At 39.0% G+C, this 23,843-nt stretch carries 19 protein-coding genes; 16 read left to right on the forward strand and 3 right to left on the reverse strand.

The window, feature by feature from the left end; translation table 11 throughout:
* Positions 1-153: 153 nt before the first annotated feature.
* The 15 genes from ABFG93_RS16680 (at position 154) to ABFG93_RS16750 (ending at position 18,736) form a co-directional block, all read left to right on the forward strand.
* Positions 154-1,266, forward strand: a complete 1,113-nt coding sequence (locus ABFG93_RS16680; protein ID WP_347549136.1) for a GntR family transcriptional regulator — start codon at positions 154-156, stop codon at positions 1,264-1,266.
* A gap of 391 nt (positions 1,267-1,657) precedes the next feature.
* On the forward strand, positions 1,658-3,169 hold the full coding sequence (locus tag ABFG93_RS16685; protein WP_347549137.1) for an alpha-N-arabinofuranosidase: 1,512 nt from the start codon (positions 1,658-1,660) through the stop codon (positions 3,167-3,169).
* Positions 3,170-3,229: 60 nt separating this feature from the next.
* Positions 3,230-4,192 (forward strand): carbohydrate ABC transporter permease, encoded by a 963-nt coding sequence (locus ABFG93_RS16690; RefSeq protein ID WP_431522012.1) that lies wholly within the window; start codon positions 3,230-3,232, stop codon positions 4,190-4,192.
* A complete protein-coding gene (locus tag ABFG93_RS16695) occupies positions 4,192-5,031 on the forward strand; it encodes a carbohydrate ABC transporter permease (RefSeq protein WP_347549138.1) in 840 nt (279 codons plus the stop codon). The genes ABFG93_RS16690 and ABFG93_RS16695 overlap by 1 nt, the downstream gene beginning before the upstream one ends.
* 43 nt (positions 5,032-5,074) lie before the next feature.
* Positions 5,075-5,716, forward strand: a complete 642-nt coding sequence (locus tag ABFG93_RS16700; RefSeq protein WP_347549139.1) for a YesL family protein — start codon at positions 5,075-5,077, stop codon at positions 5,714-5,716.
* Positions 5,717-5,857: 141 nt separating this feature from the next.
* On the forward strand, positions 5,858-7,198 hold the full coding sequence (locus ABFG93_RS16705) for an ABC transporter substrate-binding protein (RefSeq protein ID WP_347549140.1): 1,341 nt from the start codon (positions 5,858-5,860) through the stop codon (positions 7,196-7,198).
* Between the two features lie 340 nt (positions 7,199-7,538).
* Positions 7,539-8,228, forward strand: coding sequence for an L-ribulose-5-phosphate 4-epimerase (araD, locus tag ABFG93_RS16710; protein ID WP_347549141.1), 690 nt, complete (start codon positions 7,539-7,541; stop codon positions 8,226-8,228).
* 24 nt (positions 8,229-8,252) lie between these two features.
* Positions 8,253-9,941 carry a ribulokinase gene (locus ABFG93_RS16715; RefSeq protein WP_347549142.1) on the forward strand — a complete coding sequence of 563 codons (1,689 nt, stop codon included), beginning with the start codon at positions 8,253-8,255 and terminating at the stop codon, positions 9,939-9,941.
* A gap of 36 nt (positions 9,942-9,977) precedes the next feature.
* A complete protein-coding gene (gene araA / locus ABFG93_RS16720) occupies positions 9,978-11,468 on the forward strand; it encodes an L-arabinose isomerase (protein WP_347549143.1) in 1,491 nt (496 codons plus the stop codon).
* 105 nt (positions 11,469-11,573) lie between these two features.
* Positions 11,574-12,713: a GntR family transcriptional regulator gene (locus tag ABFG93_RS16725; RefSeq protein ID WP_347549144.1), complete on the forward strand. Its 1,140-nt coding sequence runs from the start codon at positions 11,574-11,576 to the stop codon at positions 12,711-12,713.
* A 43-nt stretch (positions 12,714-12,756) separates the two neighbouring features.
* Positions 12,757-13,740: a glycoside hydrolase family 43 protein gene (locus tag ABFG93_RS16730; protein ID WP_347549145.1), complete on the forward strand. Its 984-nt coding sequence runs from the start codon at positions 12,757-12,759 to the stop codon at positions 13,738-13,740.
* 102 nt (positions 13,741-13,842) lie between these two features.
* Positions 13,843-15,063 carry a sn-glycerol-1-phosphate dehydrogenase gene (locus ABFG93_RS16735; RefSeq protein WP_347549146.1) on the forward strand — a complete coding sequence of 407 codons (1,221 nt, stop codon included), beginning with the start codon at positions 13,843-13,845 and terminating at the stop codon, positions 15,061-15,063.
* Positions 15,064-15,289: 226 nt separating this feature from the next.
* The gene (locus ABFG93_RS16740) at positions 15,290-16,333 is read left to right on the forward strand and encodes an SDR family NAD(P)-dependent oxidoreductase (protein WP_347549147.1); all 1,044 of its coding nucleotides are present in this window, start codon (positions 15,290-15,292) and stop codon (positions 16,331-16,333) included.
* A gap of 679 nt (positions 16,334-17,012) precedes the next feature.
* Positions 17,013-17,936 (forward strand): peptidoglycan-binding protein, encoded by a 924-nt coding sequence (locus tag ABFG93_RS16745; protein WP_347549149.1) that lies wholly within the window; start codon positions 17,013-17,015, stop codon positions 17,934-17,936.
* Positions 17,937-18,106: 170 nt separating this feature from the next.
* Positions 18,107-18,736, forward strand: a complete 630-nt coding sequence (locus ABFG93_RS16750; RefSeq protein ID WP_347549150.1) for a YczE/YyaS/YitT family protein — start codon at positions 18,107-18,109, stop codon at positions 18,734-18,736.
* Positions 18,737-19,085: 349 nt separating this feature from the next.
* Here the strand turns inward: ABFG93_RS16750 and ABFG93_RS16755 are convergent, their stop codons facing one another.
* From ABFG93_RS16755 to proB, 3 genes are all read right to left on the reverse strand, one after another.
* Positions 19,086-20,195, reverse strand: coding sequence for an NADH:flavin oxidoreductase (locus ABFG93_RS16755; protein WP_347549151.1), 1,110 nt, complete (start codon positions 20,193-20,195; stop codon positions 19,086-19,088).
* Between the two features lie 326 nt (positions 20,196-20,521).
* Entirely contained in the window at positions 20,522-21,790 is a 1,269-nt protein-coding gene (locus ABFG93_RS16760; protein WP_347549152.1) for a glutamate-5-semialdehyde dehydrogenase, read from the reverse strand.
* Between the two features lie 32 nt (positions 21,791-21,822).
* Complete coding sequence (gene proB, locus ABFG93_RS16765; RefSeq protein WP_347549153.1) at positions 21,823-22,965, reverse strand: glutamate 5-kinase; 1,143 nt, start codon at positions 22,963-22,965, stop codon at positions 21,823-21,825.
* A 513-nt stretch (positions 22,966-23,478) separates the two neighbouring features.
* Here proB and ABFG93_RS16770 point away from each other — a divergent pair.
* On the forward strand, positions 23,479-23,784 hold the full coding sequence (locus tag ABFG93_RS16770) for a methyltransferase family protein (protein ID WP_347549154.1): 306 nt from the start codon (positions 23,479-23,481) through the stop codon (positions 23,782-23,784).
* Positions 23,785-23,843: the final 59 nt, after the last annotated feature.

Below are 23,843 nucleotides of genomic sequence, written 5' to 3' on the forward strand. Positions count from 1 at the left end.
GTTTTGCTTAACTACTGTTTTTTTCTTAAAATCGTTAGAAGTTAAAGGGTGTATGGACAACATTATAAGTCTAATTAGTCAACTGAATGGTCAAGGTGGTATAATTTAATTATAGATAATTGTACGAATAAGCCAGTTAGTTGAGGTGTTTATATGGAGACGAAATACAATATTGTAAAGCAAGCAATTATGTCTAAGATACTTGATGGAACCTTCCGTCCTCATCAAAAGATAAGTTCGGAAAGTGAAATGATGAAGGAGTTTAATGTAAGTCGACATACAGTTCGATTAGCGATAGGAGATCTTGTTAGTAAAGGATGGCTTTATCGAGCTCAGGGGGCGGGCACATTTTGTGCTGACAGATCTGGAAATGAAGTTAGCGATAAGGGAGATAGCTCGAAAAATATAGCGATTATTACAACTTATATTTCTGACTATATCTTTCCCTCTATTATTAGAGGAGCTGAAGCCTATTTAAGTGAAAATGGTTACCAGGTTACATTATTTAGTACAAATAATAATCATGAGGATGAAAGACGTTTTTTGGAAAAAATTATTGCTCAGAAATATGATGGCGTCGTAATCGAGCCTACTAAGAGTGCTTTTTCTAACCCTAATATTAATTATTATTTAAACCTTGAACGTTTAAATATTCCCTACATTATGATTAATGCTTATTATGATGAGCTTGAACCAATAAGTATTGTAATGGATGATGAAAGAGGAGGCTTTATTCAGACCGAGCACCTGATTAAACTGGGGCATAAAAATATCATTGGCTTCTTTAAAACGGATGATATTCAGGGAACGAAAAGGATGAAGGGATACTTAAAAGCACATCGGTCTAACAACATACCGATTAATCCGAATCTTATTATTACATATGATACTAGTGAAAAGAACGAAAAGCCTGCTGAGAAGCTCAGAAAAATGGTGGCGAAATCGGCGGATGAGAGGCCGACTGGAATTGTTTCATATAACGATGAGCTTGCGATCAACTTGTTGGACGTGCTTCGAGAGAATCAGCTACAAGTTCCGGATGATATATCTATAGTGGGCTATGATAATTCTTTTTTATCTAAGGTGTCTGAGGTCAAGCTAACAACAATTGAGCATCCGAAAAGCGAAATGGGGAAACAAGCTGCAAAAGTCATTATAAATTTAATCAAAGAAAATAGCGGTACTCAAAGAAAGTCCAATGATTCTAATGACTCTATCGTTTATGAACCTGAGCTTATCATAAGGAATTCTACTAAGGCATTGTAAGGAATCCTTAGATGTTTGGCGCTTCATCCGTTTACGGATGGAGCGCTTTTTTTGGTTAACACATTCAAAAGGGAACGATTTCATTTTACTAAACATTAAAAACAATAGAATGACAGAATACTTTATTAAATATTCAAAAAACAATTGAATTATCGAATTTTGTCCTATATAATTTATTTATGCAACTTATACGTACCACTTTAATTAGGGTGGTGATTTATATGTTCGTACATTGTTTGTAAGAGTTGGCTTCTATCTAGAGTGCAGGATAGAAATACTTAAGTAATTTTATTCAAGATAATGAAAGCGTCTACAATCCAGGATAGACTTCTGAGTCAATGAACAAGAATTTTCATTAAATTAAAGAAGTATTAAAAAGGGAGTGTTATGCATGGCGGAAATGTTAAAAGCAAAGATGATTTTGGACAAAAACTATGAGATTGCTAAAGTGGATGAACGTATCTATGGTTCTTTTATTGAACACCTGGGACGAGCTGTCTATGGAGGGATATATGAACCGGGGCATGCTGAAGCGGATGAACAGGGATTTCGTAAGGATGTTATTGACCTTGTTAAAGAGTTGCAGGTACCAATTGTAAGATATCCAGGTGGTAATATGGTTTCTGCCTATAATTGGGAGGATGGGGTAGGATCTCGAGAAGATCGTCCTCGTCGTTTAGAGCTTGCATGGCGAACAATTGAAACAAATGAAGTAGGCACTAATGAATTTGCTGATTGGGCTAAGAAAGTAAATGCTGAGGTAATGATGGCAGTTAATTTGGGAACAAGGGGAATTGATGCGGCAAGAAACCTATTGGAATACACGAACCATCCAGGAGGTACATATTGGAGCGATTTAAGAAAATCACATGGTTATGATGCCCCCCACGGCATCAAAACCTGGTGTCTTGGCAATGAAATGGACGGTCCCTGGCAGGTTGGTCATAAAACAGCATATGAATATGGCAGAATAGCTCAGGAAACAGGAAAAGCAATGAAATTAGTTGATCCAACAATTGAGCTAGTAGCATGTGGTAGTTCAAATACAGGAATGGCGACCTTTCCAGAATATGAAGCGACAACTTTGGACATCGCCTATGACGAAGTGGACTATATTTCGCTCCATCAATATTATGGAAACTATCAAAATGATCCTGCGAATTACCTGGCGAAAAACATGGATATGGATCATTTTATTAAAACAGTGATCTCGACCTGTGATTATATAAAAGCCAAGCATCGTAGTAAAAAGACAATTAACTTAAGCTTTGATGAATGGAATGTTTGGTACCACTCAAAGGAATCTGATAAGCAAATTGAACCTTGGACGATCGCTCCTCCCCAGTTGGAAGACCACTATAACTTCGAAGATGCTCTTCTAGTAGGGAGTATGCTTATTACATTTTTACAACATGCAGATCGAGTTAAAATGGCTTGTATGGCTCAATTGGTGAATGTTATTGCTCCAATTATGACAGAGAACAACGGGCGCTCCTGGAAGCAAACTATTTTCTATCCTTATATGCATGCTTCTATTTACGGTAGAGGTATATCGTTGAAACCGATCCTTTCATCACCAAAGTATGACAGTAAAGATTTCACAGATGTTCCTTATATCGATAGTGCAGCTGTTTACAATGAGGAAAAAGATGAAGTTACCGTTTTTATGGTGAACAAACACTTAGAAGAGGCCATTACCGTTTCCAGTGATGTAAGAAGCTTCGAAGGATATCGACTAGTTGAGCACATTGTTCTTGAAAATGATGATTTGAAGGCTATAAATACGGCTTCTGAGCAGGCAGTAGCTCCACATCGTAATGGAGAGTCCGCTCTTGAAAACGGAATTTTAGAAGCCAGGCTTTCAAAAACTTCCTGGAATGTCCTTCGCTTGAAAAAGTCGTAAATTAGCTTAGGGGACCTAGTTACGGTCCCTTGAGAAATAAAATGCTCTGGAGGGGTTCTTATGTTACCAGCGTCTACAAGTTCCAAGCATAATGAAAAACAGGAGCGGCAAATCCAGATGGCGAAAAGACCTAACCGATTCTTGAGCTTTCTGAATTCTAAAAAGGTTGTTCCGTATATCTTTATCACACCATTTATCCTTTCTTTTCTGCTCCTTACTCTCTATCCAACAATAAAAGCAATTATTATGAGCTTTCAAAGCGTGTTACCAGGGCAAATTACTTTCATTGGTCTCCATAATTATTCTAGAGTGTTTAATCCTACCTTTTATAAGGCTTTATCCAATACAAGCATTTATGTCTTTTTTACTGTTGTAATTCTGGTAGTCATGCCGATTATCTTATCCGTACTCCTTGATTCTAAGTTTGTTAAATTTAAAACAATTTTTCGTGCATCTCTATTCGTCCCAGCACTAGCTTCTACAATTGTTGCTGGTATGGTCTTTCGCTTGATGTTTGGGGAAACGGACACGGCTGCAGCAAACCAGGTGCTAAACTGGATTGGTTTATCCTCAGTAGATTGGAGATATAACGCTTGGTCAGGTATGTTCCTGATGGTCTTGCTTTGCAGCTGGAAATGGATGGGTGTTAACATTTTATATTTTCTTGCTGCATTGCAAAATGTGCCTCAAGATTTATACGAAGCCGCGGATATCGATGGAGCAACAATGATGCAGAAATTTAGATATGTAACGCTTCCGTTTTTGAAACCAATAACGATATTTGTTACGACAATTTCCATTATTAATGGTTTCCGTATGTTCGAAGAAAGTTTTGTGTTCTGGGAAGCGGGTTCACCCGGGAATATTGGATTAACGGTCGTTGGCTATCTCTATCAACAGGGGATCCAACAAAACGATATGGGATTTGGAGCAGCTGTCGGTGTTATCTTAATGTTGATTATCTTTCTCATTAGTTTTATTCAACTAATTTTAACGGGAGCATTTAAAAAGGAGGGTGCTTAATGAAGCGAAATCATAACAGAGCTTTAAAGTGGATTGTTAATCTTAGTTTTGTTGTTATCGCGTTAATCGCGTTGTTCCCAATCCTCAGCTTGGTGCTTTCTTCGTTTAGGCCAGCCTCTGAATTAATGCGTAATGGAATTAGCCTGACGTTTGATCCGAAAACACTGAATGTGGATAACTACAGTTATATCTTTACTCAAGCAGGTGATTACTGGGGATGGTATTGGAATAGCGTGGCGATAACGGCCATAACCATTGTTCTTTCACTTTTTTTCTCCTCAATGGTTGGTTATGCTCTTGCCTTATATGATTTTAAAGGTAGAACACTATTCTTTACTCTTGTCTTATTTATCTTGATGGTACCGTTTGAAATACTGATGCTGCCACTTTTTCAGCTTATGATTAATATGCAAATTGTTAATACCTATACTGCAGCTATCCTTCCGGCTGTTGTAGCCCCAATTGCTGTCTTCTTTTTTAGACAATATGCACTCGGATTGCCGAAGGAATTGATGGATGCAGCAAGAATTGATGGCTCAACTGAATACGGAATATTTTTTAAGATTATGCTTCCATTAATGACACCATCTCTTGCGGCGATGGCGATTCTGCTGGGACTTGGGAGTTGGAATAATTTCTTATGGCCATTAATTGTATTGCGGTCAAATGATATGTTTACGCTCCCAATAGGTCTTGCAACTTTGTTAACACCATACGGCAATAATTACGATGTCTTAATTGCCGGATCTGTAATGACTATAGTGCCAATTATTATCCTATTTATTTTCTTTCAACGCTACTTTGTTGCTGGTCTTACTGTAGGAGGAGTTAAAGGATAGACAAAGATCATACTTCTGAAAAACAAAAAAGGTGGCATGCAGGATGAATGGTAATCAGATCGTAACGACATTGGACGTGATTCTTCATTGGATTATGCGACTTGCTTTATTAAATAGTCTCTGGCTTCTTTATTCTCTTAGAGGTTTGATAGTAGGTGGTGTGTTTCCTGCACTGGTGGCATCAATGGGAGTTTCGAGAAAGTGGTTAATGGGAGACGAGGACATCAAAATTTGGAAAACATTCAAAGGTATTTATCGACAGGAATTTACTAAAGCAAACATCATTGGCTGGCTGCTTACTGTAATCGGAAGTTTACTCTATCTAAACTATCGACTGCTAGAAAGCTCTACAAGTGAAGTAATGTTTATAATTCCATTTGCATTCTACCTTATATGTTTCTTTTATGTCATTGTCTTTCTTTGGACATTCCCAATGTTGGCTCATTATGATGCAACATGGCAGCAGCATTTGAAAAATGCGTTTGTGGTTGGACTTACGAAAATTCATTTTACTCTTGCGAGCGGGGTTGTTGTTTTTGCTATTTGCTATTACTCGTTAGGTTTTCCAGGGCTGATTCCTTTTTTCACAATAGGTTTCATCTCAGTCGGATGCATGTGGCTTTCGTTGCAGGTGTTTCAAAAACTGGACCTGCACTCTACCTTTCCGATGGTTGTTCCAGAGTAACTGAGAACACCATTCTTATTATTTGAAAGCGCATTCTGTTGAGAGGACGAAGTAATTCGAAGGACTTTTATTTAGGAGGTGGTGGTCCATCCAGGCGTTTCAATGCATTACTATTTCTTAAAATAATAAAGGGGGATAATTATGAAACGTAAAGGCTTGCTTGTTCTAATGTTTGGATTGATCACATTATTCTTAATGGCTTGTAGCGGGGGAGGCTCCAGTTCAAGTGGGGAAGAAGCTACAGAATCAGAAGTAATTGGTGATGATGTAGAGAATGCAACAGAATTAAAATACTGGACGTTCGTTGAATTGCATATGGACTTCTTTAAAGATGCGGTTCCTCGCTGGAATGAGGCGAATCCTGATAAGCCAATTAAGTTAGTCGCTGAAACATATCCGTACGACCAGATGCATAATAACTTACTTTTAGCCCTCCAATCTGGTACTGGTGCACCTGACATTGCTGATATTGAAATTAGCCGATTCCCCAATTTCTTACAGGGTGAACCGCAGTTGCTTCCAATGAACGAGTATGTAGAGCCGGTAAAAGATAAATTTGTTGAATCCCGATTTGATATTTATGCGAAGGACGATCAATACTATGGTATGCCTACTCATGTAGGTGCATCGGTTATGTATTATAATAAAGAAATAATGGATGCTGCGGGTGTGGATATTGATTCTATCAAAACATGGGAAGATTACAATGAAGCAGGGAAAAAGGTAGTAGAAAATACAGATGCTGTTATGACAACAATAGACACCGCGGATTACCTTAATATGTGGGCGATGATTTCACAACAGGACTCTGATTTTTTTAATGAGGAGGGAGAATTAACTGTTTACAATGAGACTAATGTAAAGACCTTGGATTTTTTACATGATCAGGTATATGAACAAAAAATTGCAGAATTGACTCCTGGAGGAGAGCACCATGCTGAGGAATATTATGCTTTCATGAACGAAGGGGGGGCAGCTTCAGTGACAATGCCGATGTGGTTTATGGGACGCTTTATCGACTATATGCCAGATCTTAAAGGTAAAATGGTCATTCGACCAATGCCTGCCTGGGAGGAAGGCGGCAAGCGAACTGCAGGAATGGGTGGTACTGGTACGGTCGTTACCAATCAAACAGAGCATGAAGAGCTTGCAAAAGAATTTCTGGCATTTGCCAAACTAACTGAGGAAGCCAACGTTCAATTGTGGAAGGTGCTAGGATTTGACCCTCCGCGTTGGGATGTTTGGGAAAGCGAGGCGATCAGAGAAGATAATAAGTATTATGAGTATTTCGGAGATGATATTTTTGACACACTTCTTGATATTAAAGATGAAGTAAACGCTGTGAACATTACTCAAAACACTCCTGATGTGGCGAATGAATTTAATACGAATGTCTTTAATAATGTTATTCGCCAGGATTCACAGACGGCTGATGAAGCTCTTAAACAGGCTCAAGAAACCCTTGAAAGTAATATGAAATAAGACAAAAGATAAATGCAAGGTGCATAGACATGCACCTTGCATATTTTTTGTGTTCATTTATCAGTTATATAGTTGCTCTTCATCTCGAACGTACAACTTATTCAAGTTCATTTTTATATTGGGTGTTAGAGAAAGAAAAGTTAGGAAATCCCGAAAAAAATATGGTAGAAAAAGTGAAGTTTATTCAATGAAAACTTGAATTTATATGTATATGGATCAACAGATTAAGGGTTTATGCCAAGAAGTTAATTAAAACATACAAATTTATTCAAAAAACAAGTGAAATATTGTACGTACGAGTGTATAATGAAAGTACATTAGATGAATGGGAGAGAGTGATATGCTAGAAGACTTGAAGGAAGCTGTACTAAAGGCGAACCTGGCATTACCTCAACATGAATTGGTTACGTTTACATGGGGGAATGTAAGTGGCATTGATCGTAAGGCCGGACTTGTGGTTATTAAGCCAAGTGGAGTAGATTATCAAAATTTGAAAAAAGAGGATATGGTGGTTGTTGATATGGATGGCCATATAGTTGAAGGAAAATTAAAGCCATCATCCGATACACCGACTCACTTGATTCTTTATAAGGCGTTTCCTAATATTGCTGGCATTGTTCATACTCATTCACCCTGGGCAACCAGTTGGGCACAGGCTGGGAAAAGCATTCCGGCTTTTGGTACCACCCATGCAGATTATTTTTATGGAGAAATTCCCTGTACCCGAAGGATGTCCATGGAAGAGATTAATGGGGAGTATGAATTAGAAACTGGAAATGTCATTGTGGAATTATTTAAAAGCTTTGATCCTGATAAAGTTCCTGCAGTACTGGTTGATTCTCATGCTCCTTTTGTGTGGGGGAAGGACGCTAATCATGCGGTCCATAATGCTGTTGTATTAGAAGAAGTAGCGAAAATGGCTTCAGAAACACTTCGATTAAATCCTTATGCGGAACAGATGGATCAAACTTTATTAGACCGTCACTTTTTGCGGAAGCATGGTGTAAACGCTTACTACGGACAGAAATAATCACTTTGGAGGGGAGATACAGGTATGACTACAAAATATGCTATTGGAGTTGATTATGGTACGGGTTCTGGACGTGCTGTGCTCGTTGACCTTGAGAATGGAATAGAAGTAGCCGATCATGTAACGAATTACCGTCATGGTGTGATCGATGAAAGACTTCCTGGATCGAATGTGAGACTAGAGCCAGAATGGGCTTTGCAGCATCCTCTTGACTATATAGATGTATTGACTACTTCTGTACCTGAAGTTATTAAACAATCTGGAATCGACAAGAACGATGTGATTGGGATTGGGATTGATTTTACTGCTTGCACTATGCTTCCAGTTGATGAACTTGGAAATCCTCTATCTCTTAAACCTGAATTAAAAGAAAGGCCGCACAGCTGGCTGAAATTATGGAAACACCATGCTGCTCAAAATGAAGCAAATCTATTAAACAAGATCGCAGAACAAAGAGGAGAGGATTTTCTTTCAAGATACGGTGGGAAAATTTCTTCCGAGTGGATGATTGCAAAGATTTGGCAAGTACTTAATGAAGATCCTGACATATATCATCAGGCGGATCGGTTCCTTGAAGCGACTGACTGGGTTGTTTTGCAAATGACTGGAAATGTGACGAAGAACAGTTGTACAGCAGGATACAAGGCACTCTGGCATAAGGATGAAGGTTATCCACCGAAGGATTTCTTTAAAGCGCTTGATCCTGCCATGGAGACGTTAGTAGAAACGAAGCTACGTGGAGAGATTGTGCCCCTGGGGACAAAAGCTGGTGAGCTTACTGAAGAAATGGCGGCTTTATTGGGGTTAAATCCTGGTACTGCTGTAGCTGTAGGGAATGTTGATGCTCATGCAGCTGTTCCAGGTGTAGGGGTTGTAACACCTGGAAAGCTTGTAATGGCGATGGGTACCTCAATCTGTCACATGCTGTTAGGAACAAAAGAGACACGAGTTGAGGGGATGTGCGGAGTGGTTGAGGATGGCATTATTCCAGGCTTCTTTGGCTATGAAGCAGGGCAATCTGCGGTTGGTGATATTTTTTCCTGGTTTGTGGATCGATCCGTGCCGGCATACGTCAATGATGAAGCGAAGAAAGAGAATATAACCATTCATGAATGGTTGGAAAATAAAGCGGTTCTTCTAAAACCAGGGGAAACAGGATTACTGGCTCTTGATTGGTGGAATGGTAACCGATCCGTCCTGGTTGATACGGAATTATCTGGTCTTCTTATTGGATATACACTTTCTACAAAACCAGAAGAGGTTTATCGAGCTTTATTAGAAGCTACTGCTTTTGGAACAAGAAAAATAGTAGATGCGTTTCATGAAAACGGCGTTACAGTTAATGAGCTATATGCTTGTGGGGGGTTACCTCAGAAGAACAATCTCCTTATGCAAATTTATGCTGATATCACAAACCGGGAAATTAAGGTTGCAGCTTCTAAGCAAACTCCGGCTCTTGGTGCAGCTATGTTTGGAGCTGTTGCCGCAGGAATTGAACGGGGCGGTTATGAAACGATAACGGAAGCTGCAAGGAAAATGGGGCATACAAAGGAAGAAACCTTCAAACCAATCCCTGAAAATGTAAGGACATATGAGAAGCTCTACGAAGAATATACGAAGCTACACGATTACTTCGGTCGTGGGGAAAATGATGTAATGAAACGTCTAAAAGCTATTAAAGATGAAAAAATAGAAGTTTCAACGGTTCAATAATTTGGCAACTAGCCACAAAATAGAGGGGGAAAAAGCATGTTAAAAACGAAGGCATATGAATTTTGGTTTGTTACGGGAAGTCAGCATCTTTATGGTGAGAATGCGATTAAGCAGGTAGAGAATCATTCCAGACACATCGTTACAGGATGGGAGAAAGATGGGGATTTTCCTTTTAAAATCGTATATAAACCAGTGCTTACAACAGCTGATGCGATCAGAAGGTTATGTATAGAAGCGAATTCAGACGAAAATTGTGCCGGAATCATAACTTGGATGCATACATTTTCTCCTGCCAAAATGTGGATTGCAGGGTTATCGGAAATAAAGAAGCCGTTACTTCATCTTCATACACAATTTAATCGTGACATTCCATGGGAAGAGATTGATATGGATTTCATGAATTTGAATCAATCAGCTCACGGCGATCGTGAGTATGGCTTTATTGGTGCGCGAATGAATATCGCGCGCAAAGTAGTTGTTGGCCACTGGCAGGACCAGGTAGTAAAGAGAAGAATTTCAGACTGGATGGATATGTCAGTTGCTTACACGGATGGAAAGAATTTAAAGGTTGCACGTTTTGGTGACAATATGCGTGAAGTTGCTGTTACGGAAGGTGACAAAGTAGAAGCTCAGATTAAATTTGGCTGGTCTGTATCTGGTTTCGGTGTAGGTGATCTTGTGCAGCGCATAAATGATGTGAGCGAGAGGGAGATTAGTAAATTGTACGAAGAATACGAGGAGGTGTATGAGATCGACCCTGAAGCTCATCGCACGCCTGCTATCCGTCAGTCAATTCTTGAGCAAGCTCGTATCGAACTTGGCATGAAAGCATTTCTTGAGGAAGGAGGCTTCTCTGCATTTACCACAACCTTTGAGGATCTGCATGGTATGAAGCAGCTGCCAGGTCTCGCTGTTCAAAGACTTATGGAACAGGGGTATGGATTTGGGGGAGAAGGCGATTGGAAGACGGCCGCATTGCTTCGAATGATGAAAATTATGGCGCAGAATAAAGGAACCTCATTTATGGAGGATTATACTTATCATCTAGAACCAAATAATGAGTTGGTTTTAGGTTCACATATGCTTGAAATTTGTCCAACAATAGCTTCAACCAGGCCGAAAATAAAAGTTCATCCATTATCAATTGGGGGTAAACAGGATCCTGCAAGAATGATATTCGATGGAGATGAAGGGGCTGCAATCAATGCGTCGCTCATCGATTTAGGTCATCGTTTTCGTCTTGTTATAAATGAGGTAAATGCCGTGAAACCGATGGATGAAATGCCTAATCTACCGGTAGCAAAAGTATTATGGAAGCCAGAGCCTTCACTAACCGAAGCTGCAGAAGCGTGGATTCATGCTGGGGGAGCTCATCACACTGTTTTCTCATTTAAGATTACTCCTGAGCAATTATATGATTGGTCAGTTATGGCAGACGTTGAATGTGTTTTTATCAATCAAGATACAAAGGTCATTCCTTTTCAAAATGAATTAAAATGGAATGATATTGCTCGTAGACTTTCATAAAGTGCCAAAGTAAGGAATACCTCCTGTGGTGAGAAGAATGAATGATAGCAAGGTACTATTAAAACACTAATCTGTTTATATTACTTTTGGAAGCGGGATGATTAAGTGCAGACTAAATACAATAGAGTTAAAGAAATAATTAAGTCTAAGATTTTAGATGGCACTTATATTCCACACCAAAAAATCAGCTCTGAAAATGAATTAATCAAGAAATTTGGGGTGAGTCGTCATACAATTCGATTAGCGGTTGGAAAATTAGTAGAAGAAGGATGGTTATATCGTGAACAGGGCTCAGGAACCTTTTGTGCAGAGCAGTCTGCGCGCGAAACGATTTCTCAAACAAAAAGCAAAAAGATTGCAATTATAACAACTTATCTTTCAGATTATATTTTTCCGTCCATTATTCGTGGAGCAGAATCTTACTTAAGTCATCGAGATTTTCAGGTAAGTGTATACAGCACAAATAATAGTGTTGAGAATGAGAGACGCATTCTCGAAAAAATCTTGGCTCAGAAAATTGACGGAGTAATTATTGAACCTACAAAAAGTGCATTCCTAAATCCCAATTTACATTATTATTTTAATCTCGAATGTCTAAATATTCCTTATATAATGATAAATGCTTTCTACGATGAGCTTGAGCCTCCAAGTTTAATCATGAACGATGAAGAAGGGGGATATATTCAGACAGACCATTTAATCCAATTAGGTCATCGGGATATTCTTGGTTTTTTCAAAGTTGATGACGTACAGGGCTTAAAACGTATGAAGGGATATATCAAAGCTCACCGTGACCATCATCTTCTTGTTGATCCCTCTAATATTATTACCTATAATTCTGAGGAAAAAATGACCAGGCCAGTGAAAAAATTGAAAGAAATAGTTTTAAGGAATAATCTTCCAAGTGCAGTCGTTTGTTATAACGATGAACTTGCCATTATGTTACTTGAGGTATTTCGAGAAAGTAATTTACGTGTCCCTGATGATATATCTATTGTTGGCCATGACGATTCCTTTCTTGCGCAGGCTTCCGAGGTAAAGTTAACAACGATTCAGCATCCGAAAAACAAGATGGGAGAAGATGCTGCGAAAATGATCATCCGATTGATAAACAATAAGGTGTCGAAAACAAAGAAAGATTGGGCGGAGGTTAAAACGACTGTTTATCGACCTGTGCTTACTATTAATCAATCTACTATAGGAAGAAACACAGAAAAGAATACTAGTAAACTCAACGTACAATAGTACACTCATAATAATCTAAACTGTATCTAAAGGAGAGAAGATTATGATAGAAAAGTCGGTATACCACAATCCTATTGTTAAGCAAAGAGCGGACCCCTGGATATACAAACATTCAGATGGTTATTATTACTTTACTGCATCTGTTCCAGAATATGACCGAATTGAAATTCGAAAATCACGAACGATTGAAGGACTTGATGCAGCGGAGCCAGTAACTGCCTGGATAAAGTACGATGAAGGACTCCTCAGCGCTAATATTTGGGCTCCGGAAATTCATTATATAGAAGGTAAATGGTATATATACTTTGCGGCTGCCAGAAGTACAGAAACGAATAATGGCTTATTTGATCATCGCATGTATGTGCTTGAAAATTCTTCTCCAGATCCCATTGAAGGGGAGTGGAAAGAAAAAGGGAAAATTAAGACAAAATGGGAATCTTTTGCTCTTGATGCCACAACGTTTGAGCATCAGGGAACAAGATACCTCGTATGGCCGCAGAAAGATCCAGATATCAAAGGCAATTCGAATTTGTATATTTCAGTAATGAAGAATCCCTGGACTCTTTCAGGGGAGCAGGTAATGATTGCAACACCGGAATATGAATGGGAGAAGATTGGGTTTCTAGTTAACGAAGGGCCAGCGGTGATTAAACGAAATGGTATGGTGTTTATTACCTATTCTGCAAGTGCAACAGACCATCATTATTGTATGGGATTATTGTTTGCTTCAGAAGATAGTGACCTTCTACAGTCGGAAGCATGGACAAAGCATTCAGAACCAATTTTTCAGACAAATGAACAAACTAGTCAATATGGACCTGGTCATAATAGTTTTACGGTATCTGAAGACGGAAAACATGATGTTCTCATTTACCATGCAAGAAATTATAAAGAGATTGAAGGCGATCCTTTATATGATCCCAATAGGCACACCAGAGCTCAGATTTTTAATTGGAATGATAAAGGTTGGCCTGCCTTTGGAAATCCTGAGCCTAATCGAAGGAAACCACCTCACCAATCTAATTAATAGATTGGTGTCTTTCACTGAACATACAATATGCCTTTCTTTAACATAAATATTTTGAAATTTTATTGGAAGGATTTAAATTAGTAAAGGAGTGTCGAAAATATGGTTGATATTCTTGAAACTATTCAAAATAAAATGGAAAACTGTGATTGTGGACGTAAGCATCACTCTATTCCGCTTGAACGATTAGATATAGGTCATAACGTTTTAAGTAATCTCTCATTTTATATTGAATCTAAGGATTATCAATTTGTAAGTATTGTATGTGATGCTAATACCTTTCTGGCAGCTGGAAATCAAGTTACTGATAGCCTAAATGAAATTGGCATCAACGCTTATGTTTGTACGGTTCAAACAAATCAACTGGGAGAAGTTGTAGCAGACGAACAAACACTGGTTCAGGTATTAATAGACTTACCGTATAACACTGATGTGATCATTGCAATTGGATCAGGTACTTTACATGATATTACTCGATTTATATGCCAACAGCGAAATGTTCCAATGATTTCGGTTCCAACAGCAGCTTCAGTAGATGGTTTTACATCAGCCGGCGCGCCATTAATATTAAAAGGTGTGAAACAAACAATTCAAACGGTATGTCCTATTGCCCTTTTTGCGGATTTGTCGATATTGAAAAACGCTCCTAAACGGATGACGGCAGCCGGGTACGGTGACATGCTTGGAAAATTTACCTCTCTCGCAGATTGGAAAGTATCTCATTTGTTAGGGAACGAACCTTATTGTTCAAGTGCTGCCGCAATCACTAGTAGTGCTTTGGAAGTTTGTGTTCAACAGGTCGACGAGATCGCAAGCTTGAGCTCAAAGGGGCTTCATACTTTAATGGAATCCCTAATAACTTCGGGAGTGATTATGATGATCCTTGGTAATTCAAGACCAGCTTCTGGGGCTGAGCATCACCTTTCTCACTACTGGGAAATGAACTATATTAAGCAAGGAAAGAGAGCTTTGCTTCATGGCGAGAAGGTTGGGGTAGCTACAGTTATTATGACTGCGATTTATCGAGAGCTAGTGAAAGACAATGCTGAAATGGAATTAAAAGATAAAATCATAATGTGGGATGAAATAAAGGAGGCTTATTCTCAACTGCCAACCGAGGAGCAGCTAATGGGATGGTTAGGAGTTCTAGAAGCTCCAATGACTACAAGTGATTTAGGAATATCAGAGTCTCTGCTTTCAAACGCTCTATCTGAAGCCCACCATCTTCGGGAAAGGTATACCGGGCTTAAAATGTTGAACAACCTTCATATTTCTGCAATCGACTTATATAAGTCTGTACCCAATCCTAATGGTTCATGTTGATAACAGCTGTAGTACTAGAAACAGATTAGTCTTTTCATAGCAGCGAACCCCCTTGCTCGGCATGGGGTTCTTTCTATTTATTCATTTTGTGAAATATTATCATGATAACCCTTCCATTCTTGATGTTTAATTTAGGTTTCTATGCTAAACTTTTAAGAATGTGTAACAAATCAAATTTAAATTACTAAGGTTTTCAATAGATAGGTTAGGTGAGGGGAATAACAACATGAATATACTCTTAACAGGTGCCACGGGGTTTGTAGGGAAGCAACTGACGATAAGGCTACTAAGGGAAGGGCATACAGTATATGCATTAGTTCGGAATGAGCGAAAAGCTGATAACTTAATAAAGTCATTACCAACTGAACTGCAAAGCAATTTATTCATTATGGAAGGGAATATTACGAAAGATCAGGTGGGGGTCTCCAGAGAAACGTTGGGTGTATTAAAAGACACCATTGATTCTGTTTATCATATCGCAGCGTATCTTTCTTTTGATGATAGTGAAAAGGAATCAACATTCCATATAAATGTGAACGGTACAAGGAACATATTAGAGCTTGCAAAAGCGATTAAAACAAAGAAGTTTTACCATGTTAGTACGGCGTATACGCTGGGACATCAACTGTATGCAAGTGAAAAGTTGCATCCCATCAATAACCGTTTCGTTAATTACTATGAAGAAAGTAAATGTCATGCCGAACATCTTGTATTTGACTATAAAGATTACTTCCATGTCAGTATTTTCAGGCCATCTATTATTGTTGGTGATTCCAAAACGGGAGAAGCAGAGACAACATTTGCCTTATATGGTGTGATCAGAAGCTTTGAAATCATGAAAAAGAGAATGCAACGGAAAAAGGAAACACTGGATGGGAAGATCAAATTCTTATGTGCTCAACATACAGCTCAGAATTTGGTTCCGGTAGACTATGTAATCAATGTCTTGATGGCTGCCCTGGAGCATTCCAGGAGTGATAAAATTTATCATATTACGAATTCGAACCCTCCTACGAATCAAATGGTTTTTGAATTTTTAAAAGCAGGGCTTGATTTTGATCAGGTTGAATTAGTTCCCACTAATTATGATGGGGAGCTTACAGAACAAGAAATGAAGTTTAATGAACCTATGAAAGTTTTTCGTAAATATTTAGAAAAAACGCTAACCTTTGATGATTCGAATACGAAACAATTACTTCAGGAGAGCAATCTTGAACCCCTTGACATGAACGAGGATGTCTTAAGGACGATCATCTCGGCTGGTAGATAAGTACTTGGAACCGCCTGATTTTTGTCAAAGGATTACGTGAAAGCATGGGTAGATAATTTAATTACTTTCATAAACACGAAATAATCTCCACCTTTAATCAGGTGGGGTTATTTTTTTGTTATAGAACTAACATAGTAGTAGGGAGAATGTCGCTCTTATGATGTTGGACTAGATCCCAGGATGGAGAGAGAATTACTTTAAATGGTTATGTAGTGTTCTTGGATGATGGAAATTCTAATCGAGGAACATATGGGGACTTGCTGTCAACGAATGAAAGGAATAGGTGGTTCTATTAATTAAAGGAATCATTCTTTCTATTAAATGAACAATGGATGTGTTTAGAGTAGCGCAATTGACATAGGAAAAAAAGTCTATCAAATCCTTTATTTACATGATTATATAAAAGTTTCTTTTGTTTTCGTTCTTTTTGAAGAACCAAAAAATAAGGTTTTTCCGCATTTATTGAAACAATTGTAATAAAACCCTCATGTAAATAGAACTAAAGTACTAATTTGTGCAAATGTTATAAATTCCGTATTAATCTGTCATATTTATGTAACCGACTTGTTATTGGACTAAAATCACTGTGTTATATTGGCCTGGTATCATGTGGAACATGGGTGATTGAGAAAAAAACAAAACAACACCAATATTAAAAACTCTCAGGAGGAATGTGTACATGGTAGCTCGTAAAAACATTGTAAGGAACGTTGTAACATCCACAGCACTAGCTGGAATGATGTTTGCTAGTCCGGTAGTTTCAGAGGCGGCACTAGGAGATCAAACACTTTCTTATGGTGAAAAACACGGCGACGTCGTCGAGTTACAGGATGTACTGTCAGCCAAAGGGTATTTCAACTATGATGAATCTACAGGATACTACGGATCAATTACTGAAGGTGCTATAAAGCAATTCCAGAAAGATCACGGTCTTTCGGTTGACGGCATCGCAGGTCCAAATACATTCTCAGCAATTCAAAACGTAAATAATGGACAAGCTCAACGCACGCTAGTACAGGGTGACCGCGGTCATTCCGTTTCAGCACTACAAGAAGAGCTTGGTGGATATTATAACTACACAGTAGACGGAATTTATGGTCCGATTACAGCACAAGCTGTACGTGCATTCCAGGCTGATAACGGTCTTTCAGTTGATGGTATTGCAGGTAAAAATACGTGGTCTGCATTAACTGGTGGCAGCACTCCTGCACCTAAGCAAGCAGCTAATAAAGAAGCAGTTCAAACATCTACTACTTCTAATTCCACGCCTGCTAAAGAATCAAACACTGAAAGCAAATCTTCAGAAGCGAGTGGACAGGAAATACAAGTTGAAGCAACAGCTTACACAGCATTTTGTACAGGTTGCTCAGGTGTAACAGCTACAGGAATTGATTTGAGAGCTAATCCAAATCAAAAAGTAATCGCTGTTGACCCTGACGTTATCCCACTAGGATCTAAAGTACATGTAGAAGGTTATGGTGAAGCCATTGCTGGTGATACCGGCGGTGCTATCCAGGGAAATCGCATTGATCTATTTATGGCCGATCGCCAGGATGCACTAGACTTTGGTCGTAAGACAGTTACTGTAACGGTGCTTAACTAATTATATAGCAATTAACCGACTGTCTGATTCTCTAATCAGGCAGTTTTTTTGAGCTTTAAAAATACAGATAACAGAGGATATACCCTAGTTTGCCGGGTGGTTTATATGTTTTCACTCCTATGATATAGTTTCAAAGGTTTAAATTTGTGGTGCAAGAGAGGGAACTTTTAATGCGTAATACAATCATTCGGTGGGCATTCTTTTTCATAGGTCTTGCCATTCTAGGCCTTGGTATTGCTATGACGATTAAGGGAAAAACATTTGGAATAGGTCCCTGGGATGTTTTCCATTATGGATTATATAAGCAGTTTGGCTTAACAATTGGAAGCTGGTCCATTATTACTGGCTTTCTATTACTGGTTTTTACATCACTTTATACTAAGTCGTATCCGCAGGCAGGGGCATTTCTAAATATGCTGCTTCTCGGATTTTTTATTGACTTCTTTCTATACATCCTCCCTGATCCAGAACCGTTACTTGCACAGGCGATTGTCTTCCTAGCTGGTGTGATCGTACTTGGATATGGTATTGGGTTATATGTTACTTCTGGGCTTGGAGCTGGTCCACGCGATGGGATTATGCTTCTTATTGTTGAAAAGACCGGTTGGAGAATTGATTGGGTTAGAAATGGAATTGAAGTTGCTATACTGTTGCTGGGGTGGGCGCTTGGTGGCCCGGTTGGTATAGGCAGCTTATTGATTGCCTATATGTTAGGGAAAATCATTCATTTTGCACTTCCACAATGTAAAACTGTGCTTGCCTATCAGAATCCGCCTTCCCCAAAAGAATCTTCCTATTAATGACGAAAAGCCTGCCAGAGATGGCAGGCTTTTCTATTAGCAGAAATTTTCTCTTTTCATCACTCAATGAAAATATCATAATCTTGTTTCACGCAATTCTTGTAAAAAGAAGCCTACTGATTCTGGAATCAATTTGTTCTATGATCGTTTTCAATGTTTGTTTGTTGAGATTCTTTGTATGTTTAATGTGATCTGTTGAAATTGATGTCAGGTCGCTTACTTCCTTATTAACTTGTATCACAAATAAATTTGAAGAAAAGTAGAGAATGAAATAATCCGATTTTGAAAGTCGTTTATTGAAAATGATTTCATAATAAATCCCTCTCAAAAAGATTGGAGAGGGATTTATTTATGTTTTTACGATTTCTGCTTTTATTTCGTGTTCTTTAATATAAGCAAGAGGGAGAAGGGTACTTTCAAAATCAAATACTTTTAGATCTTTTCCACTTGCGAGACGGTTAGGGTAATCAGGATTAGCAAGCGCGCTTGTGCCAAGACTTACAAAATCAGCGTCTTTTTGACTAACCAAGCTACTCGCCTTTTCTGGGTCACCAAGCTGGCCGTTTGCGATAACAGGTATGCTACTATATGCTTTTGCCGCAGCTGCTAATGTTTTCGTTCCATCTCCAAACGCAGATTGAGTAGCATCCGGCTCGGTCACATGAATATAATCGAGACCTTGCTCAAGAGTAGAGAAGATGGTTTTTGCTGCTTCCTCACCTTTTGGCCATTTATAGGCAGGATCAGTTACTTTTATTTGAGAAAGACGGATCCCAACAGTAAAGTCTTCTCCAACTTCGTTTCGAACGTCTTCAATAATTTCAACGATCAGATTCAAGCGATTTTCGAGAGTTCCACCATACTCATCAGACCGGTGATTTAAGTAATCGGTTAAAAACTGGTCAAGAAGGTATCCGTTTGCGCCATGTATTTCAACACCATCAAATCCTGCTTCTTTTGCATGACGAGCTGCTTGGATAAAGGAATGACGAACTTCTTTGATTTCATCCAATGATAGAGCTTTGGGAGTATCAAACGTCCCAGACCCACCATAAAAGCCAAGCTGCTCACCTTTTGGAGGGATTTCAGAAGGTGCAATGGTTATATCTGTATAAGCATTCCCCTGACTCTGTCCACCTGCGTGCATCAGTTGAGCGATGATCAGTGTATTATAATCATGAACAGCTGAGATGACGTTTTTCCAGGTTTCAATATGATTTTTATTCGTTAGACCGGGTTGATTTAAATAGCCCTGACTGTAAAGTTCATCTGTATAAATCCCTTCCGTAATGACAGCACCGAAACCTCCTTTTGCAAAGCGCTCATAGTAATCACGCATTGTTGTTGTCGCACTACCATCATCAGTAGCTGTAATACGAGTCATCGGTGCAACGATAAAGCGGTTCTTCAATGAAAGCTTCCCAAGTTGCTCTGAAGAATACAAGTTTTCATAGGTCATGACTATCATCCTTTCTTTTTATCCAAGTAATCCCTACCTCCGTACTTTGGATACTATACACGTTTAAGTAGAGGTTAATATGTCCCCAAGAGGTCCGATGTTTTACCTATCAGTCGGTTACCATTATAAGGGGTATACTGTAAATTAACGAAAGTTATGCTCATCCCTATAGGTTACTCATTTGTAAGTGATGTATCAGAGTAAAAAAATAACCCCTTCTTTACGAAGGAGTTACACTGTTGAATTTTACTGTCCCTTAAGGTCCGATTGATTCAACTAACCATCAGAGGGGTTGAATCAATCCCACCTCTGACGGAAGTTTCACTTTATCGAATTTGGCCATTACCTGTCATGCAATATTTAATTGTTGTTAGAGCAGGGAGACCCATTGGTCCTCTTGCATGTAGTTTCTGAGTCGAAATACCGATTTCTGCACCAAAACCAAGAGCAGATCCGTCAGTGAAACGCGTAGAGGCATTGTGATAAACGGCTGCAGCATCTACTAGACTACGGAATAGCGAAGCGGATTTAGAATCTTCTGTAATGATGGCTTCAGAGTGCTTCGTACCATATTGTTCGATATGGTCAATTGCTTCTTGAGTATTTTCGACCGTCTTAATAGCAATTTCAAGTCCAAGATATTCGTTGCTCCAGTCATCTTCGTCTGCAAGTACGGCATCTTTAAATGTGTTCACGATGTGTTCATCACCGTGCACTTTAATGTTATTGTCAGCTAGAGATTTTTCGAGAAGATCCTGGTTCTCTTCAAGCCACTTTTTGTGCACGATAAGCGTTTCAACAGCATTACAAACAGCAGGACGATCTGTCTTTGCGTTTATTAAAATATTAATCGCTTTTTCTGAGTCAGCTGCCTGATCGAAATAAATGTGGCAATTTCCTACGCCAGTTTCTAATACAGGTACTGTTGCATTGTTAACAACAGTGTTAATTAATGCTCCGCCTCCACGAGGAATGAGGACGTCAATATGCTTTTTCATCGTAAAGAGCTGGCTTGTGGCTTCTCGATCTGTTGTAGCGATTAACTGAACTGCTTCAGCGGGAATCTTAGTTTTGGGAAGTGCTGCATGGATCACACGAACAATCCCTTTATTAGAATTGAGCGCATTAGAACCGCCTTTTAGAACTATAGCGTTACCAGACTTTAATGCAAGACCAGTCGCATCAACGGTTACGTTAGGACGAGCTTCATAAATCATACCAATAACGCCAAGCGGTACACGCACCTGTTCCACCTGCATGCCGTTATCAAGTGACCAATCAGAGATAACTTCTCCAACTGGGTCTTCAAGGTCTGCGACTTCACGAAGACCGTTCGCAAATTCTTTAACGCGTTCTTCCGTTAAGCTTAAACGATCCATAAAGGCTTCTGTAAACCCTTTTTCTTTCCCGCGCTCAAGGTCTTTCTTATTTTCTTTGAGAATATAATCTGTTTCTTTTTCTAGTTCATCAGCAATAATTAAGAGTGCTTGATTTTTTTCTTCCGTCGTAAGCAGGGAGAGGGCTTTGGAAGCCACCTGTGCCTGCTTTGCTTGTTCTTTAACATTTACTTTTGTAGTTGGATCTAGAGTAGTCATCAAACGCCTCCTGTAGTTTTATTTTTATTTTATTATGATCCGAGTGGAATAGCTAGTTGGTCATGATAAACAAAGTCATTAATATGCACGGCTTCTTTAACAGAAATGTCGATTAACTCAGAGATTTCTTCTGTTGACAATCCTTTAATCATTTTAAGGTGCTTGGAAGAATAATTAGTAACACCGAGTCCAACTTCTTCTCCATCCATGTCAGTGATTTTGACAACGGCACCTGGTTTGAAGTGTCCATGAACATAGTGGACACCAACGGGTTGAAGACTACGTTCGTGCTCAGAAATTTCAGAGCTTGCTTTATCCGTTATTATGACTTCTCCTTCAGGACCTGAATTAAATGCAATCCATTGTTTCTTATTGTCGAGTTCTGTCTTTCCTTCAGGCGTAAAGTAAGTTCCTTTAGCCGACTCGTGAACAGCATTATAAATAATCCCTTTTGTTGTAGCATTACCAAGGAAGGATGGCGTACCGGAAGCCATAGCGATTTTAACTGCATCGATTTTTGATCTCATTCCGCCAGTTCCAACTGAGCTTCCTGGTTCACCGGCTGAGTCTTCAATTTCTGGTGTGATTTCTGTAACGTGTTCAAGTAGTTTTGCATCTGGATTCTTCCTTGGATCGTCACTATATAGTCCATCAATGTCAGACAAAATAATGAGTTGGTCCGCACTTACAAGCGCTGCAACTTTTGCTGAAAGTGTATCGTTATCGCCGAATTTTAAGCGTTCAACCGTAACTGTATCATTTTCATTAACAATTGGAACGATTCCGCGTTCCAGTAGTACATTAATGGTATTTCTTGCATTGTTGTATCTTTTGCGATCAGAAAAGTCACTTCGCGTAATCAGAATTTGTGAAGCAGTATAACCGTGTGAAATGAAGCGTTCTGAGTAAGCTTCCATTAAAAGTCCTTGACCGATTGATGCGGCGGCCTGCTTTTCTGATAGGGAAGTTGGACGTTCAAGGCATCCTAGACGGCGATAGCCGGCGGCTACTGCCCCTGATGATACGAGTAGAACTTCATGTCCTTCATCTTTAAGCATTACGATGTCATCAACTAGTCTTTCAAGTTTTCTGCGGCTAATGTCCCCAAGTCTGCTCGTTAAAGAGCTGCTTCCGATTTTAATTACGATTCGTTTCTTTTCGTCGTTTAGATTCATTATTTCACTCCTATATAACTTGCCGTTAAATGTGTGATTGCTTTAATCAATTGACTCTATGAGTATAACAAACGGTTAACTGCTTACAACACGAGGCGCCCAAATAGTCCGAATACATGGAGAATAACTAAGAATATGGACGATGCCCATTCTAAACTCATGTTACATACGCTTAGAAGATGAGAGGAGTTCTTACCACTATATTTACGGACTGGGAGTAGCGGTTTATTAACATTTTTATCCAAATTATTCGTTTGTTTGTATACTTGTAAGTTTAAATAACGCGTTTATGTAAGGGTTTTCATAAATAGGATGAATAAAAGAATTATTTTATGCAAGAGCGCCATGGAAGGATCAGACAGGGTATTTGAAGTCTGATATACTGCTGTAATGATGTGAAAAAGGAGCGCTGACAATGACCTTCCTGGATATGCTGTTTGTTCTATTAACAGTTATTTGGATTGGTGAATTTATAATGAAGCGAGGTAAGAAAAGGAGTGAACAGTTTTCTATTTGTTGATTCTTCTCGGAATTAGTCTATCCATTAGAAATGTTATTGTAGAGAGTAAACTCGATGTTGTGAGCACAGGACCATACAGGATATTACGACATCCTCTTTATACAGGGTTGCTTCTAAGTTTGGTAGGCATTCCACTGTATTTTGGGACGTGGGTCGGGATTTTGATCTCTATACTATTACTCACACCTATATTGCTGTATCGCATCGGCGTGGAAGAACGCATGCTTGTTGAGTCAATCGGTGATTATTATCGTGAATGGGGGAAAGAACGTTATCGATTAATACCATTTGTTTATTAGCGAGGGGGCATCAAATAGAATGGTAATGATATCCATGTGAATGAATGTGGGTATGTTTC

It is taken from the genome of Pseudalkalibacillus hwajinpoensis (assembly GCF_039851965.1).
Lineage (GTDB): Bacteria > Bacillota > Bacilli > Bacillales > Guptibacillaceae > Guptibacillus > Guptibacillus hwajinpoensis_E.